This window comes from Bacillus sp. RC242, from assembly GCF_044908245.1.
Classification (GTDB): Bacteria; Bacillota; Bacilli; order Bacillales; family Bacillaceae_G; genus Bacillus_A; species Bacillus_A mycoides.
Window position 1 is genome coordinate 405,501 of sequence record NZ_JBIYCZ010000003.1, and the last position, 17,464, is coordinate 422,964.

The 17,464-nt window shown below is 32.7% G+C and carries 17 protein-coding genes; 15 read left to right on the forward strand and 2 right to left on the reverse strand.

Annotated elements, in window-relative coordinates; translation table 11 throughout:
* The first annotated feature begins 113 nt into the window (after window positions 1–113).
* The 4 genes from ABH957_RS08950 to ABH957_RS08965 all read left to right on the forward strand — a co-directional run bounded on the left by ABH957_RS08950 (window position 114) and on the right by ABH957_RS08965 (window position 4,625).
* A complete protein-coding gene (locus ABH957_RS08950; RefSeq protein ID WP_404511012.1) occupies window positions 114–881 on the forward strand; it encodes an ABC transporter ATP-binding protein in 768 nt (255 codons plus the stop codon).
* The gene (locus ABH957_RS08955) at window positions 871–2,853 is read left to right on the forward strand and encodes an FtsX-like permease family protein (RefSeq protein ID WP_404511014.1); all 1,983 of its coding nucleotides are present in this window, start codon (window positions 871–873) and stop codon (window positions 2,851–2,853) included. Before ABH957_RS08950 ends, ABH957_RS08955 begins: the two co-directional genes overlap by 11 nt.
* Window positions 2,854–2,934: 81 nt before the next feature.
* Window positions 2,935–3,606 carry a response regulator transcription factor gene (locus tag ABH957_RS08960; protein WP_000720526.1) on the forward strand — a complete coding sequence of 224 codons (672 nt, stop codon included), beginning with the start codon at window positions 2,935–2,937 and terminating at the stop codon, window positions 3,604–3,606.
* Window positions 3,603–4,625, forward strand: a complete 1,023-nt coding sequence (locus ABH957_RS08965) for a sensor histidine kinase (protein ID WP_016126795.1) — start codon at window positions 3,603–3,605, stop codon at window positions 4,623–4,625. Before ABH957_RS08960 ends, ABH957_RS08965 begins: the two co-directional genes overlap by 4 nt.
* An 817-nt stretch (window positions 4,626–5,442) precedes the next feature.
* Here ABH957_RS08965 and namA read toward each other — a convergent pair.
* A complete protein-coding gene (gene namA / locus ABH957_RS08970; RefSeq protein ID WP_088005267.1) occupies window positions 5,443–6,480 on the reverse strand; it encodes an NADPH dehydrogenase NamA in 1,038 nt (345 codons plus the stop codon).
* Between the two features lie 133 nt (window positions 6,481–6,613).
* Between namA and ABH957_RS08975 the strand changes: the two genes are divergently transcribed.
* From ABH957_RS08975 to ABH957_RS09000, 6 genes are all read left to right on the forward strand, one after another.
* Window positions 6,614–7,066: a methylated-DNA--[protein]-cysteine S-methyltransferase gene (locus ABH957_RS08975; RefSeq protein ID WP_002031467.1), complete on the forward strand. Its 453-nt coding sequence runs from the start codon at window positions 6,614–6,616 to the stop codon at window positions 7,064–7,066.
* Window positions 7,067–7,091: 25 nt separating this feature from the next.
* Entirely contained in the window at window positions 7,092–8,090 is a 999-nt protein-coding gene (locus tag ABH957_RS08980) for a DUF2628 domain-containing protein (RefSeq protein ID WP_404454973.1), read from the forward strand.
* Between the two features lie 71 nt (window positions 8,091–8,161).
* Window positions 8,162–9,823 carry a peptide ABC transporter substrate-binding protein gene (locus ABH957_RS08985; protein ID WP_002126994.1) on the forward strand — a complete coding sequence of 554 codons (1,662 nt, stop codon included), beginning with the start codon at window positions 8,162–8,164 and terminating at the stop codon, window positions 9,821–9,823.
* A gap of 58 nt (window positions 9,824–9,881) precedes the next feature.
* Entirely contained in the window at window positions 9,882–10,298 is a 417-nt protein-coding gene (gene fosB, locus ABH957_RS08990; RefSeq protein ID WP_033730260.1) for a FosBx1 family fosfomycin resistance bacillithiol transferase, read from the forward strand.
* 12 nt (window positions 10,299–10,310) lie between these two features.
* Window positions 10,311–10,856 carry a short-chain dehydrogenase gene (locus ABH957_RS08995; RefSeq protein WP_404454976.1) on the forward strand — a complete coding sequence of 182 codons (546 nt, stop codon included), beginning with the start codon at window positions 10,311–10,313 and terminating at the stop codon, window positions 10,854–10,856.
* Window positions 10,857–10,869: 13 nt separating this feature from the next.
* Complete coding sequence (locus ABH957_RS09000; RefSeq protein WP_002012438.1) at window positions 10,870–11,481, forward strand: phosphoserine phosphatase 1; 612 nt, start codon at window positions 10,870–10,872, stop codon at window positions 11,479–11,481.
* A gap of 46 nt (window positions 11,482–11,527) precedes the next feature.
* On the opposite strand, the gene exsB is transcribed toward ABH957_RS09000, so the two are convergent.
* Window positions 11,528–12,106: an exosporium protein ExsB gene (gene exsB, locus ABH957_RS09005; protein WP_404454979.1), complete on the reverse strand. Its 579-nt coding sequence runs from the start codon at window positions 12,104–12,106 to the stop codon at window positions 11,528–11,530.
* A gap of 181 nt (window positions 12,107–12,287) precedes the next feature.
* On the opposite strand from exsB, the gene cotH reads away from it, so the two are divergent.
* The 5 genes from cotH to ABH957_RS09030 all read left to right on the forward strand — a co-directional run bounded on the left by cotH (window position 12,288) and on the right by ABH957_RS09030 (window position 17,398).
* Entirely contained in the window at window positions 12,288–13,364 is a 1,077-nt protein-coding gene (gene cotH, locus ABH957_RS09010; protein WP_000937998.1) for a spore coat protein CotH, read from the forward strand.
* 105 nt (window positions 13,365–13,469) lie between these two features.
* Window positions 13,470–14,087, forward strand: a complete 618-nt coding sequence (locus ABH957_RS09015; RefSeq protein WP_404491394.1) for an NUDIX hydrolase N-terminal domain-containing protein — start codon at window positions 13,470–13,472, stop codon at window positions 14,085–14,087.
* 104 nt (window positions 14,088–14,191) lie between these two features.
* Window positions 14,192–14,794, forward strand: a complete 603-nt coding sequence (uptA, locus tag ABH957_RS09020; protein WP_000881203.1) for an undecaprenyl phosphate transporter UptA — start codon at window positions 14,192–14,194, stop codon at window positions 14,792–14,794.
* Between the two features lie 96 nt (window positions 14,795–14,890).
* A complete protein-coding gene (locus tag ABH957_RS09025) occupies window positions 14,891–16,270 on the forward strand; it encodes a putative polysaccharide biosynthesis protein (RefSeq protein WP_404454982.1) in 1,380 nt (459 codons plus the stop codon).
* Between the two features lie 186 nt (window positions 16,271–16,456).
* Window positions 16,457–17,398 (forward strand): magnesium transporter CorA family protein, encoded by a 942-nt coding sequence (locus ABH957_RS09030; protein WP_000932392.1) that lies wholly within the window; start codon window positions 16,457–16,459, stop codon window positions 17,396–17,398.
* Window positions 17,399–17,464 lie beyond the last annotated feature (66 nt).

Sequence of the window (17,464 nt, forward strand, 5' to 3'; positions counted from 1 at the left end):
TGTAATGTTAATGAAATGTAATTCCATCGATACTATAAATGAAATTATATAAAATGAATTACATAAATGAATGAGAGTTAAAGAATTTTTATAATGAAAAAGGAGAAGTATTAATGCGAAATATATTAAATGTAGAAAAAATTGAAAAATATTATGGTAATAAAGATAATGTAACAAAGGCTATAGATAATATTAGTTTTAAGGTAGATGAGGGAGAATTTGTTGGGATAATGGGGCCTTCAGGAAGTGGCAAAACTACATTACTTAACTGTATATCAACTATTGATAATGTTACTACGGGAAAAATAATGATAAATAATAGTGACATTACTCGGTTAAAATCAAAGTCACTAGATAAGTTTAGAAAAAATGAATTAGGGTTTATATTTCAGGACTTTAATTTATTAGATACCCTTACTGCTTATGAAAATATTGCCCTAGCGTTAACAATAAAAGGTGAGAAAAGTTCAAAAATTGATGGGAAAATACAAGCAGTTGCAAAATATTTAGACATTGAACAAGTATTAAGCAAATACCCTTATCAAATGTCAGGCGGACAAAAACAAAGGGTTGGTTCGGCAAGAGCTATCGTAACAGATCCATCTTTAGTACTTGCAGATGAACCAACAGGATCGTTAGATTCTAAATCAGCTAGATTATTACTCGAAAGATTTGAAAGTCTAAATAAGGATTTAAAAGCTACAATACTTATGGTTACTCATGATGCATTTACAGCAAGCTATGCTCGTAGAATTCTTTTTATTAAAGATGGAAAAATATTTATCGAGTTGGTAAGAGGGAATGATTTCAGAAAAGAATTCTTTACTAAAATTATCGAAGTTATAACCCTTCTTGGCGGTGACGATAATAATGTACTCTAAGATTGCTATTGGGAATGTAAAGAAAAGTTTTAAAGATTATGCAATATATTTCTTAACACTAACACTGGCTGTTTGTATATTTTATAGCTTTAACTCAATAGAATCACAAAAGGCACTTATGGAAATTAACGCTTCAGATAGAAAGTATGTGCCTACAGTAATGAACGCTATCTCAAATGTGTCAGTATTTGTATCCGTAATATTAGGTGGTTTAATATTGTATGCAAATAATTTCTTAATTAAAAAACGTAAAAAAGAATTAGGAATATACATGACTTTAGGTATGGGAAGAAGAAACATATCCAGAATATTAGTAACAGAGACATTTCTAGTTGGCGTTATATCTTTAGTGAGTGGACTTATAATAGGTATTGGAGTATCGCAGGGGTTATCTACATTTGCATTAAAGCTATTTGACTTGCCCATCAATAAATATAAATTTGCAATTTCAACAGGTGCTATAGGTAAAAGCGTATTATACTTTGGAATCATGTTTTTACTTGTTATGTTATTTAATGTATATGTTGTTTCTAAATACAAAATAATTGATTTGTTAACAGCAGGTAGAAAAAGCGAAGATGTAAAATTTAGAAATCCTCTTATCTATGTAATCACATTTATTATGTGTGTAGCATCACTTGGATATGCATATGTGACTGTACTAAAAATCGGATTGAATTTTACTAATCCTATGCTCGTGGTATCAATCATTCTTGGCATATTAGGTACATTGCTGTTTTTCTTTAGTTTATCTGGATTTATATTATATGTTGTAAAGAAGAATAAAAAAGTCTATTTTAAAGGTTTAAATATATTTATCATCAAACAAATAAATAGTAAGGTTAATACAAATTTTATATCCATGTCTGTAATCTGTTTAATGTTATTCCTTACAATGGTGGCTTTATCTACAGGAATCAGCTTTAACAGAATGATGGACGCCACAACGAAAGAAATAACACCATTTGATGCCAGTATTACGTTGGAGAATAAGGATGAAAGTTACACTATAGAAGAAGTATTAAATAAAGCTAATTTTAAAATAAGTAATAACGAAAAATATGTATCTTATAATGTATATCGAACAGGGATGGAAGTGGTGGACTTTGTACCAGAAGGTAAAGATTATAATAACGATATAGATTTCATTAAAGTATCTGATTATAATAAAATTTTAAATCTTAAAGGTGAAAAGGAAATCACTTTAAATAACAATGAAATTTTACTTTTATCAAATGAAAGCCGGTTGGCTAATGCGACAAATGAAAGATTAAAAAATAGCAATAAGGTGAATATTAAAGAAAAAGAATATTTGGTAAAAAACGCTAAAGTTATACAAGAGAATCTTTACACTTATGATGTGCGAACTAATTACTTCACAATCGTTATAAATGATGAGTTTTTATCAGGCTACAAAATTACTGAATCCGTACTTAATGTAAATTATTTAGATGGAAATAGAGAAGAATATAATAAAAAATATGATAACGTTGCACGGGGCTTTTATGACGAAAATGGCCCGAAATTAAATATTAATCGTATAGCAGGCAAATCAAAGGATGAAGTTTGTGCAGGAAGTAAGGGATTGAAAACTATCGTACTGTTTATTGGGATATATATAGGTATTGTATTTTTAATAACGAGTATGGCTGTATTAGCTCTTCAACAATTATCAGAAGCCAGTGATAGCATAGATCGATATAAATCTTTGAAGCGAATTGGTTCAAACGGAACAATGATCGACAAAACGATTTTCATTCAAACTTTCGTATACTTTAGTCTTCCAGTTTTTCTTGCCATAATTCATTCTATAGTTGGAATTTATGTAGTCAATTATTATATTAACAGATTTCAACAAACAGACATTATTTTACCAGCATTGATGACGGGCTTAGTATTTCTTGTAGTTTATGTAGTATATTTCTACACGACATATGTCGGTTATAAAAATATTGTAAAAAGTAATACTTGATTTTATAATGCTTATTAGGGCTATTACACTTTGTTTCTCAAGATGTAATAGCCTTATATTCTGTATAGGGAGGGAAAAGTCATGAAAAAAATCATTCTGATTGAAGATGATGAAATCATCAGAGAAGAATTACAACATTTTTTTATAAAGTATGGATATGAAGTAAAGGCTCCCACAGATTTTAATCATATTATCAAACATATAGAAAGTGAGAATGTAGACCTTATATTACTAGACATAAATCTTCCTGTGTTCGATGGCTATTATATATGCAGAGAAATACGTAAAACTTCAGATGTTCCAATCATCATGGTTACAAGCAGAGATAGTGATGTAGATGAACTAATAAGTATGAATTTAGGAGCAGATGATTTTATAACAAAGCCTTATAATACAGAAATACTATTAGCAAGAGTAACAAACATTTTAAGAAGGACATCTGGAGATTTAAAGACGAATCATATCTTAATTTATAGAGATTTTAATTTAAATCTCTCAAATGCAACAGTTACTTATCAAGACAAGTCTGTAGAGTTAACTAAAAATGAAGTTAAAATACTCTCATGCTTAATAAATAATCGCGGATATATTGTAAAAAGAGATTCACTCATAGAAACCTTATGGAAATCTGATTATTTTGTGGATGATAGCACCTTAACTGTTAATATAAATAGATTAAGAAAAAAGCTTGAAGAGATAGGTATAGAAAATCCAATTGCAACAAGAAGAAGCTTAGGGTATATAATGCCATGAATATAGGTGAATTTATTAAAGATAAAATGGTAGTAATACTATCTAATGTACTGGTATTTATTATACTAGCAGGTATATTGCTGACTGTGAATGTTCAGTTCATTATAATATTTTTTGTCTTTTGTATTTGGTTTTTTCCATTGATTATATATATGGCTATAGAATTTATAAAATGTAAAAATTATTATAATGAGATTAATGGCATATTAGAAAACTTGGAGAAAAAATACCTACTTCCAGAGGTAGTAAAGGAATCAAACTTTATACATGGGGAAAAGCTTAACGCTATACTGAAAGAAGTAAGTAGAGATATGCATGAAAATGTAAAATATTATAGCGATATGCAATCGGATTATAGGGAATATATAGAAACATGGGTACATGAAATTAAGACGCCGATAGCTTCTACAAAGCTAATAATTGAAAATAATCAAAATGAAGTAACTAATAAAATAGACTCACAATTGGATCGAATCGAAGGGTTTGTAGAACAGGTGCTGTATTATTCTCGAAGCAATAATGTCGGTAAGGACTATATTATAAAACCAATCAACCTTGATGATGTAGTAAGAACTGTAATTAAAAGAAATTATAGAGATTTTATTCATAAGAGAATAAAATTAGATATGAAAAATATTAATGAAATCGTATATAGTGATAAAAAATGGGTTGAATTTATTGTTAATCAAATATTAGGAAATTCCATAAAGTACTCAAATAACAAGGAACAAATGATACGTATATACTCAATTAAGAAAGCTAACTCAGTAATACTAACTATAGAGGATAATGGAGTAGGGATAATAACTAAAGATATAAATAGAGTTTTTGAAAAAGGATTTACTGGAGAGAATGGAAGGAGATTTAGCAAAAGTACAGGAATGGGTTTGTACCTATGCGAAAAACTGTGCTCAAAATTAGGAATGAAAATTGGCATTGAATCTGAAGTGAATAAAGGAACTAGAGTTACATTAATATTTCCGTTGTCAGGTATGGTAACTTTTGAGCCTTGTTTATAAAAGAGATGCTGCCATCTTTCCACGAATTTAGTATGAAACTTATAAATAAATTTAAAACGGTATGAAAAGAGTAGAAATTCTCTTCATACCGTTTGTATTATTTAGCCATTTAACATATTGGTATATTTAATTGTGAATCGGATGGATGTTAATCTGGATTAGTCATTACTATTTTTGATGTCCACTAATACTTAACGTAAGATTTGGTTCGGTTGCTACACAGACCTCGTAAGCGAGAAATTGTACACTATATAAAACAGTAAAATAAATATCCGATCCCTTAGCGTACAAGGAATTGGATATTTTGTGTCTAAATTGTGTCCAAACGTATATTGCAATTAAAGCAAGTATGAATAATTTCAAGTGTTGTTTTATTATGTATTAATTTCAATTTTTTAAGGTCTAATTTAATCAAACTTTATTTTTAAGCTACAACGGTTGCGTTACTTGAAGGGAAATAACCTAAGTTGTTTCTATTTCTCTATTTTATTATTCCACTATAAAGCGCTTTTCTTTAATAAGGTGGCATCTTTTTACATGGATAACACTTTTAAGAGATTGAATTTATTTAGGTGAAAAAAATTGTGAAGTATTGTACTTAAAGTAAAGAGGGCAGTTTTAAAAGAAAGGATATAACATATTTGTTGACTTAATGAATGTAGTGATAAATGAGTGATAAAAAACATAAAAAATAGGTGTATCAAGCAAAGTGTTGATACACCTTAAAACTACATTGTTAAACAACATGTGTTGTCGTGTAGTATATCTTATATATCTTTAATTATTTTAGATTCAGTATTACATATTCTTCTCGGTTTTATTTATTAGTTTTAATTTTTCCGGGTGCTCGCCCGTATTGATATGGTTCTTTTAATTCAAAGCCAAGTTCATTGGCAGCTATTCTTGGGAAGTATGGATTACGAAGTAACTCGCGTCCGATAAAAATTAAATCTGCTTCGCTATTATTTAAAATTTGCTCCGCTTGTAATCCAGTCGTAATTAATCCAACTGCACCTGTTGCAATGTTAGCATTCTCTTTAATGTGTTTGGCATATTGCACTTGATAACCTGGATATACATCAATATGAGCTGGGACAACTGCACCAGAGCTACAATCGATTAAATCTACCCCTTGTTCTTTCATCCATCCTGTATACTGCACATAATCTTGAACTGTTAACCCGTCAGGATGATAATCATTTGCTGAAATACGAACAAATAACGGTCCGTTCCAAACTTCATTTACAGAGTCAATGATTTCGCGTAAGAAACGATAGCGATTTTCAGGTGAACCCCCGTATTCATCAGTCCGCTTATTTGCAAGCGGAGAAAGAAATTCATTAATAAGATAACCGTGAGCACCATGTAATTCAATAACGTCAAATCCCGCTTGTTTTGAACGTAACGCAGCTTTTTGAAAAGCTAATACGGTGTCTTTAATTTGTTGCTTACTCATTTCCACGGGTATTTTCATTCCATCGTTAAACGGAATTGCTGAAGGAGCTAAAGCGTCCGTTTCTAATTCAGCCTTTCTTCCGGCATGAGCGAGTTGAATGGCAGCTTTTGCGCCGTTATCATGTATAAATGCTGTCGTCTTATGTAAGCCTTCAATTAGATTATCATCCCAAATGCCTAAGTCTTTGTTAGAAATACGTCCTTCAGGTAACACAGCTGTTGCTTCAATCATAACTAAGCCTACTTGGCCAGCAGCCCTGGTTCCATAATGAATGAGATGAAAATTGGTTACTCGGCCATCCTCATTCTCTGATGAATACATACACATAGGCGACATAACGATACGGTTTTTTAGCGTAACGTCCTTAATTGTATAAGGTGAAAAAAGTTGAAGCTCCATCAAATATCCCCCTTGATTGAATTTTCTTACATTGTATCATCCTCTTTTTTGTTTCCCTAATAAAACGCTTATACGAAAAATTTCGTCTATTCGTGTTACAATGGCTAATATGAATTGAATTGGAGGATGACATATGTATCAGGCTTATTATGAAAGTGAATTAGGTTTGCTGGAAATTACAGCGAATACGAAAGGGATTACGTCTGTTATATTTGTTGAAGAAAGAAAAGAAGAACATAAAAATGAACTTGTTGAACAATGTATAAATGAATTAGATGAATACTTTGAAGGAAAAAGAAAAGAGTTTACAGTTCCATTGTCTGCTGAAGGAACACCATTCCAAAAGAATGTATGGGAAGCACTTTACACCGTACCATATGGCGTAAGTGCTTCATATTTAGATATTGCAGATAAGGTTGGGAATACGAAAGCTGTACGAGCGATAGGAGGGGCAAATAGCCGGAATCCAATTTCAATTATCGTTCCATGTCATCGTGTAATAGGAAAGAGTGGAAAACTTGTTGGGTATGCAGGTGGTTTATGGAGGAAAGAGTGGTTATTGAAGCATGAAGGCATATTAAAATGAAGTATGGATGGAAAGAGGGATTGTTTTGAAATGTATAAATTGTGGGCGACCTTGTATTAATGATCAGTTGAATTGTGCAAATTGTCAACGGAACTTGCATAATAAACAAGGTGAAGAAAGCTCGCTAATAGACAAAGAATTAGAAGTATATGTAGGGAGACAATATCCATATTACAAAAGAAAATGGGAGCTTGAGAATAAGCGAATTGCTAGGTGGAGCTGGAATGGTTTGGCTGCTATTTTCAATGTAGGTTGGCTTGGATATCGTAAGTATTATTTACCTGCTGCTTTATTTATACTGTTATTAGTAGCATGTGATGCATTTTCTTATTATATGGGGTTCAACGTAGCGTTGCCAATCATTAATATGGTGCCTCTTACGTTTTTATTACTCATTTTCATTCTATTTGGGATGGGGATTTTTGCAAATGGATTATATTATCAATTTGCAGAAAGGCGTATATATCGAATAAAAGCACGGGGAATTAAAGATGAATCGGTTGAAAATTATCTGATCCATGATAGTGGTGGAACGAGTAAAATGGGAGCAACAATCGTTACTATTTTAGCAGTTGCTAGTATTTTTTTCAGTCATTTCTTTTTTCCGACTGATCGAGATATTATACAAAAAGTACGTACAAGTTCGCTTTATGAATATCCGTTCTTTTCGATTGGTGAATCGTTTGAAAATTATTTTCAAAATTCAGGATGGATATACTATCGGGGAACGGAAGGATTAGAATTAGTAGAATTTCAGGGGGAGAGTCCTGAGATGCCAAGGAAAAAGGTGACAATTCAATTTATTGTTGATTATAAATTGGGAGAAGTGGAACCATATTCCCTTACGATTAATGGTGAATCTAAAAATGAAGAAGAGTTTTTGAAGATGATGGAAGAAATATTCAAGGTTCAAAATCCGTTTGAAATAGAGGATGGATTGCAAGTAAATGCTATTCAACAAAGCGGAGGGAAAGCAATTTCTGACCGCTTTTTTTCTTTTTATGAAAATAAATATTTAAAATAATCAGAATTTTTTGTATAATAAAATATATTATACAAGTTTTAACTTATACATATAGATTGGGGGAAGGAAGAATGAAGAGAAAGGTAACAACGATTGCTGCAGTTGCATTATCGGCTAGTGTACTGGTTGCGGGATGTGGGAATGGGGAGAAGGCTTCGACAACGAAGAAAGAATCAAGTAAGGGAATGGCAGATAAACAAGTTTTAAATTTGCTAGAAACAGCTGAAATTCCTTCAATGGATACATCTAAATCAACAGATTCTGTATCTTTCCGTGTATTTGTAAATGCAATGGAAGGATTATATCGTCTAGATAAAGATAATAAACCAACTCCAGGTATGGCCAAAGACGTGAAGATTAGTGAAGATAAAAAGACATATACATTTGAATTACGTGATGCAAAATGGTCAAATGGTGATCCAGTTCGAGCACAAGATTTTGTATATGCATGGCAACGTACATTAGATAAAGCAATAGCAGCAGAATATGCATTTATTTTATTTGATGTGAAAAATGCACAGAAAGTAAATAAAGGAGAAGTACCGTCGGATCAATTAGGTGTTAAAGCGAAGGATGATAAAACGTTGGTAGTAGAATTAGAGCAACCAGCACCTTATTTCCTTGAGCTTACTTCGTTCCCTACATTCTTCCCATTAAATGAAAAGTATGTAAAAGGACAAGGGGATAAATACGGATTAGAAGCAGATAAATTATTGTACAATGGACCATTTACAATGAGTGAATGGAAACATGAACAAAGTTACCAGTTAAAGAAAAACCCAAATTATTGGGATAAAGATGCTGTAAAATTACAAGAAATTAATGTGGGTATAGTAAAAGAGACAAGTACTGGGGTAAATTTATATGATAGTGATCAAGCAGACCGTGTCATTTTAAGTTCTGAGTTTGTAGACAAATATAAAAAGAATAAACCAGATGAATTTAAAACGAAGCTAGACCCACGTATGTATTTCCTACGTTTTAATCAAAAAAATGCAACGTTTAAAAATCAAAAGGTTCGTGAGGCGATTGATTTAGCGTACGATAAAAAAGGAATTGCGGATGTAATTTTGAATGATGGATCATTGCCAGCGTATTTCTTAGTACCTGAAAAGTTTACGACAGGACCAGATGGAAAAGACTTCCGTACTGTAAATAAAAATTTCCGTGACAGTAAAGATAATGCTGCGAAAGCAAAAAAACTATGGGAAGAAGCGAAGAAAGAACTTGGTCAAGATACAATTACAGTAGAATTACTAAATGATGATAACGGTAGTCGTAAAAAAGTGGGCGACTTTATTAAAGAAGAATTAGAGAAAAACTTACCTGGTATTAAAGTGAATTTGAAGCAACAACCATATAAGCAGAAGTTAGATTTAGAAAAGAAATTTGAATATGAATTCTCATTATCTGCATGGAGTCCAGATTATCCAGACCCAATGACATATATTGATATGTTCGTTACTGGAAGCTCATTTAATGAAATGGATTATTCAAATCCGAAGTACGATGATTTAGTAGCAAAATCAAAAGGAGAACTACTAAAAGATGACGCAGCACGCTGGAAAGCACTTGCAGAAGCTGAAAAAATCTTAATTGGTCAAGATGCTGCAATCTCTCCTACGTACCAACAAAGTACAGCTTACTTAGAGAAGACGTATGTAAATGGTATTGCTAACCATACGTTCGGTGGCGACTTTAGTTATAAATGGGCATATATTACAAAGAAATAGTATAATAAAAGATGAGTGAATTTTCGCTCATCTTTTATTTGTTTAGGAGGAATTAGAGTTGTTAAAGGGAATCAATCATCTTTGTTTTTCAGTGTCCAATTTAGAAAACTCTATTACATTTTACGAGAAAGTATTGGAAGGAGAATTATTAGTCAAGGGGAGAAAACTTGCATATTTTAATATATGTGGAGTATGGATAGCGCTTAATGAAGAAACACATATTCCGAGAAAGGAGATTCATCAATCTTATACGCACCTCGCATTTTCTGTTGAACAAAAAGATTTTGAACGCCTGTTACATCGGTTAGAAGAAAATAATGTTCATATTTTACAAGGAAGAGAACGTAATGTGAGAGATTGTAGGTCTATATATTTTGTTGATCCTGACGGTCACAAGTTCGAGTTTCATTCAGGGACACTGCAAGACCGTCTAAATTATTATAGGGAAGAAAAACCTCATATGACATTTTACTAAGGGGGGAAGAAGTTGCATGCACTTGTAATTGGTGGAACAGGAATGTTAAAGAAAGTTTCTATGTGGCTTTGTGATCAAGGATTTCGTGTGTCTGTTATTGGACGAGATGAAGTGAAATTAGAAAATGTTAAGCAAGCTAGTTCGGCACCAGAAAATATTACATGTCTTCCTTTAGATTATCAAAATGACGATGGTCTAAATCGATCTATTACAAATACAATTGAACAGAATGGTCCAATTACATTAGTAGTTGCATGGGTACATTCGAGTGCTAAGCATGCATTACGACTCATTTGTAATGAAGTTGAATTGTCATCGGAAAAGTATAGTTTATTTCATATATTAAGTAGTAGTGCATCGCGTACGAAGTCACAAAAAATAGGTGGGACATTATGTAGTTATTATAGAATTATATTAGGGTTTATTTTAGAAGATACATATGCAAGATGGCTTACTCATGAAGAGATTGCTGACGGAGTTATAAAAGGAATTGAAAGTAAATGCACAGAATGGATTGTAGGGAGAGTAGAGCCGTGGGAATCGCGGCCAAAATGGTAAGGGGGCATGCGAAATGAAGACAACGGTATATGTAACAAGGCACGGTGAAACAGAATGGAATGTAGCAGGGCGGATGCAAGGACGGAAAAATTCAGCATTAACAGAGAATGGTATGATACAAGCGAAACAATTAGGGGAGCGTATGAAGGATTTACCACTCCATGCCATATATAGTAGTCCAAGCGAAAGAACGCTTCATACTGCTGAATTGATTAAAGGGGAACGCGATCTTCCAATTATAGAAGATGAACGTTTCTATGAAATAAACATGGGGATATGGGAAGGGCAAACAATTGCTGACTTGGAAATGCAATATCCAGAAGAAGTACATTTATTTTGGAATGAACCACATCTTTTTCAGTCAACATCAGGGGAAAACTTTGCGGCCGTTCATAAAAGAGTAATTGAAGGGATACACTTTCTTTTAGAAAAGCATAAAGGAGAAAATATTTTAATAGTTACTCATGCTGCAGCAGCGAAATTACTCGTAGGGCATTTTGCAGGCTTTGAAATTGAACATGTATGGGAAGAGCCATTTATGCATAGCGCGAGTCTTAGTGTGATTGAATTTGATGAAAACCGTGGTAAAGTAAAACAATTTGCAGATATAAGTCATTTTCAGTAAACGTAAAAAAGGTCGCAAAGCGACCTTTTTTGGTGGACATAAAAAACTAGCAATTACGTTTTTTATACCAGAAGTGATCGAATTTCTTATTTTTGCAAGATGGGAATTTATGTCCGCCTTTGCAATCATTCCATTTGTGCCCGTCATCGTGACAGCCTTTACCATGATCACAATCATCATCGCAAGAGCTACCGTGTCCGTGAGGGAAGAATTCGCATTTTTTACAGAAACTTCGTTTTGTCCAGAAAAATTTCTTTTCAAAGCGTATGCATTTTGTAACGAACGTACAATGTTTTCTGCGAGTACGTTTTGTAACTAAAACGCATTCTTTTCTACGAGTAACTTTTGTAACGAACGTCCATTTTTGAACGCGCACACGAGTGCATTTCGTAACAAACGTCCATTTTTTAACATGAGTACATTTTGTAACGAAAGTACAATGTTTTACGCGAGTACATCTTGTTCTTGGACATTTACGCCCTGTTGTACATTTACGCCCTGTTGTACATTTATGATGAGAGAATTTATCATCATCGCACTCAAAAGTACTTGGATCTTGGTGTAAGAAATCCTCCATACCAGCACTTTTGATTTCTTCAACAGCTTTTCTAATATCACGTTTCATAGAAATCCTCCTTATCGAGTGTTAAATTGAAAAGGTATTCTTTTTCCTTAACATGATATGAGATTCGACTTCTTTCTGAACAGGACAAGAGTGTAATTTTATATAAATAGATGATAGCGGATGTATGGACAAGACAAGGCGCATACATTGAATGAAGAGAACTGAGAAGGGATGAGAAAATATGCTGCCTTCATATGATTTTTTTGTTCATCCAATGTACTTAGTGGAATTGAAAAAGGACATTTGGTCAGATAGTCCAGTGCCAGCAAAATTAACTTATGGAAAAAAGAAGTATGACATTGATATCGTATACCGAGGGGCTCATATTCGCGAATTTGAGAAAAAATCTTATCATGTTATGTTTTATAAACCGAAAAAATTTCAAGGCGCGAAAGAGTTTCATTTGAATTCTGAGTTTATGGATCCGTCTCTCATACGAAATAAATTATCTTTAGATTTTTTTCATGATATTGGTGTACTTTCGCCAAAATCACAACATGTATTTATAAAAATTAATGGTCAAATTCAAGGTGTGTATTTACAGTTAGAATCAGTTGATGAAAACTTTTTGAAAAATAGAGGGCTACCGAGTGGTTCTATTTATTATGCGATAGATGATGATGCGAATTTTTCGTTAATGAGTGAGCGAGATAAAGATGTTAAGACAGAGCTCTTTGCGGGTTATGAATTTAAATATTCGAATAAAAATAGTGAAGAACAACTGAGTGAATTTGTATTTCAAGCAAATACTTTGTCGAGGGAAGATTATGAAAAAGAAATCGGGAAGTTTCTACATGTAGATAAATATTTACGATGGTTAGCTGGAGTTATTTTTACGCAAAACTTTGATGGCTTCGTTCATAACTATGCACTATATCATAACGATGAGACAAATTTATTTGAAGTGATACCGTGGGATTATGATGCGACTTGGGGGCGAGATGTACAAGGGAGACCACTTAATCATGAATATATTCGTATTCAAGGTTATAATACGTTAAGTGCAAGATTGTTAGATATACCTGTATTTAGAAAACAATACCGAAGTATTTTGGAAGAAATATTAGAAGAACAATTTACCGTTTCGTTTATGATGCCGAAAGTAGAAGGTTTGTGTGAATCGATTCGTCCATATTTACTACAAGATCCATATATGAAAGAAAAATTAGAAACATTTGATCAAGAAGCTGATATGATTGATGAATATATAAATAAAAGAAGGAAGTATATACAAGACCACTTACATGAATTGGATTAATTTTGAAAGAGATTGGAACATTATCAATCTCTTTTTTTGTATAATAAAGATGTATCAATTGAATTGACGTAATATTCACTTAATAAAGAATGGAGATGTGGAAACATGAAGGTCAAGTGGATTGATTGGGTAAAACAAATACAATCTATAGCTCAAGCGGGTTTAACGTATTCTAAGGATGTATATGATATAGAGCGTTTCCAACAATTACGGGACATTTCAGTTTCAATGATGTCACATTACACAAAGACAGATTGGGAAGTAGTAGAGAATTTATTTGCAAGTGAGACAGGCTATCAAACACCTAAAGTTGATATACGGGCAGTTATTTTTCAAAATGAAAAACTATTATTTGTGAAAGAAAAAAGTGATAGGAAATGGGCATTGCCAGGTGGATGGGCTGATGTTGGTTATACGCCAACAGAAGTAGCAGCAAAAGAGGTTTTCGAAGAGACAGGATATGAAGTAGATCATTTTAAGTTACTAGCTATATTTGATAAAGAAAAGCATCAGCCATCGCCTTCAGCAACGCATGTATATAAGATTTTTATTGGCTGTAATATTGTTGGTGGGGAAAAGAAAGTTAGTATTGAAACAGAAGAAATAGAGTTTTTTGGTGAAGATAAATTGCCGGATTTATCAATTGCTAGAAATACAGAAGAGCAAATTAAAGAAATGTTTGCCTACATGAAAGACCCGCAGAAAGAAAAAATAATAGATTAATACTGCTTGAATTGTACATATTGTTAAAATGAAGATATTGGCAGAATGCAACCTTTATGTAATAATGGGATGGTATGTGAAGAAAAAAGGAGATAGAAAATAATATGTTAGCAAGCATAATAGATCAGTTATTGCAATTTTTTGCAAGTCTAGGTTACTTTGGAGTAGCACTAGCTTTAATGATTGAAATTATCCCGAGTGAAATTGTACTTTCGTATGCTGGATTTTTAGTAGCGGATGGTAAAATTAGTTTTGTCGGTGCAGTTATCGCCGGAACTATTGGTGGTACTTTAGCCCAAATCTTTTTATACTGGCTTGGATATTACGGAGGGCGTCCGGTTGTAGAGAAATATGGGAAATATCTACTTATTAATAAACACCATTTAGACATAGCGGAAGGTTGGTTTAAGCGTTACGGAGCAGGAGTAATCTTTTCTGCACGCTTTATCCCAGTAGTACGTCATGCAATCTCTATTCCAGCAGGATTAGCTAAAATGCCGTTAAAACTATTTACACTATATACAGTAGTTGCGATTATTCCATGGTCAATACTATTTATATACTTAGGTGAAAAGCTTGGTGGAAATTGGCGACACATTAAAGAGTATGCATCTGATTACACACATTACATAATTATAGGAGCTGTTCTCTTTGTTGCTCTATACTTCGGTTTAAAGTATTTAAAAAAGAAAAAAGCAGCGCGTTAAAGTCAATGATTTTTCATTGGCTTTTTTAATTGTTTGGGTTCTAAAAAAAAGGAGTTGTCCATAATGTGTAATAATAAAGCGTAGCGGGGGAATGTGATGAAAGGATCACCGTTTTTACGTGGAACGATATTTTTAACGATAGCAACGATGATATCTAAAATGTTAGGGTTTATATATGTTATACCATTTACAGCAATGGTGGGTACGAGTGGGTACGTATTATATACGTATGCATACCGTCCTTATACAATTATGCTTAGTATTGCAACGATGGGATTGCCACTTGCCGTTTCAAAAATGGTTTCAAAATATGATCAACTCAATGATTATCACACTGTTAAGAGAGTGCTAAAGAGTGGTATCGTTTTCATGGTCATTATGGGCGTTATTTCTTGTTTAGCATTATATATGTTAGCACCACATTTAGCTAAACTTGTGATTGATGGAAATGATCAGTCGGGGAATAGTGTGGTAGCTGTCACGCACAATATTCAAATTGTAAGTTTTGCGTTAATACTCGTTCCTGTAATGAGCTTGTTACGTGGTTTCTTTCAAGGTTTTCAATCTATGGGACCTTCTGCGCTCAGTGTAGTTGTAGAGCAATTTTTTCGGGTCTTAACTATTTTGATAGGAAGCTTTGTCGTTTTATATGTTATAAAAGCTTCTGTTTCGTTGGCAGTTGGTATTTCAACGTTTGGAGCATTTATGGGAGCACTAGGTGGATTAAGTGTTTTAAGTGCGTATTATATAAGAAGGAGAAAACATTTAAAGAAAAAAGAGATTGCCAGTATACCACAAACGACGAAAACTTTTTTTTCGTTGTATAGAGAACTGTTTACATATTCTATTCCTTTCGTTGTAGTTGGATTAGCGATTCCGTTATATCAGACGATTGATACATTTACAATTAATAAGCTACTTATACAAGTAGGATATATGCAAGGAGAAGCAGAAAAGATTAATGCGATTATTGGCCTTGTTCAGATGGTTGTACTTATCCCGGTTTCTGTTGCAACAGCTTTTAGTATGTCCCTTGTACCTGAGATGACGAAAGCTTATACAGCGGGAAATGAGAAACTACTGTATAAACACTTTACAAGGACAAATTTATTAGTGGTAGGAATTACCGTACCGGCGGCGATTGGAATGATGATTTTAGCAAAACCAGTGTATACTCTTTTATTTGGTGCTGGAAATGATCCGGAGATGGGCAGTATTATTTTGCAGTATTATGCTCCTGCTTGTATACTATTCTCACTATTTACAGTAACCGCTGCCATGTTACAAGGAATTAATCAACAACAGAAAACAGTGCTAGGATTAGTAATCGGAATAACTGTGAAGATAGTTTTAAATATTGTATTGCTACCGTATTTTGATTATGTAAGTTTTATCATTTCAACATACGCTGGCTATACGATTTCAGTCGGCTTTAACTTGTGGATGCTTTCTAAATATGTTATAAAAGCAACATAAGCTTTTTTAAAGGCAGAGAACACTCTGTCTTTTTCTATGTTTACAAGATTTTTCTTAAAAAAACGTTTTCAAAATAATTTTTCTATTGAAATTTAATCGTTTGTTTCATATGCTGAAAATAGCGGTTCAAAAACTGTTGTTTAAGTGAGGTAGATTCCCACATGTAAAAAGAATCGGGGTGATAGTATGTTAAATATTTATTTAACAGACCGAAACGGAAAACTACAAGAGGTTGAGGAAATGCAAAAGGGCTGCTGGATTAATGTACTTCATCCAACAGAAGAAGAAATTCAGTATCTAGTACAAACTTTAAATGTAGACTTAGATTTCATTAAAGACCCTTTGGATGATGAAGAACGCTCTCGTATTGAAAAGGAAGACAATAATACTTTAATTATCGTGGATATTCCGACAGTCAGACATGATGAAGAAGGAAATTCAATTTATGACACGATTCCAATAGGTATGATTGTAATGCCAGATTGTTTTGTTACTATTTGTTTAGAAGAAAATCCAATTTTTGAACGCTTTATTAATCAACGTATTAAAGAATTTTATACGTTTAAAAAGACGCGCTTCGCACTTCAGCTCTTATATACAATTTCTACTTATTATTTAAGATACTTAAAGCAAATTAATCGGAAAACAATCGATTTAGAGCACCAATTAAATAAGTCGATGAAAAATAAAGAAATTTTCACATTGCTCGGCCTTGAAAAAAGTTTAGTTTATTTTACAACATCATTAAAGGCAAATAAAATTGTAATTCAAAAATTAATGCGAAACAGTACATTTTTGAAAATGTATGAAGACGATCAAGATTTACTAGAAGATGTATTAATTGAAAATAAGCAGGCTATTGAAATGGCGGAAATATATAGTCACATTTTAAGTGGAATGATGAATACATTTAGTTCGGTTATTTCTAACAATTTAAATAGTGTTATGAAACTGTTGACTTCTATTACAATCATTTTATCATTACCAACGATGGTTTCTAGTTTCTTTGGAATGAATGTAAAGGTTCCGTTTGAAGGGGAAGCACATGGTTTTGTAATTGTACTTATAATATGTGTAACATTATCTTTCACTTTAGCATTTGTTTTTTGGAAGAAACGTTACTTTTAATGATAGGAAAGCTGCGCTAGCATAGTTATAAAACTTTGCTAGCGCAGCTTTTTTTGCTATGAAATC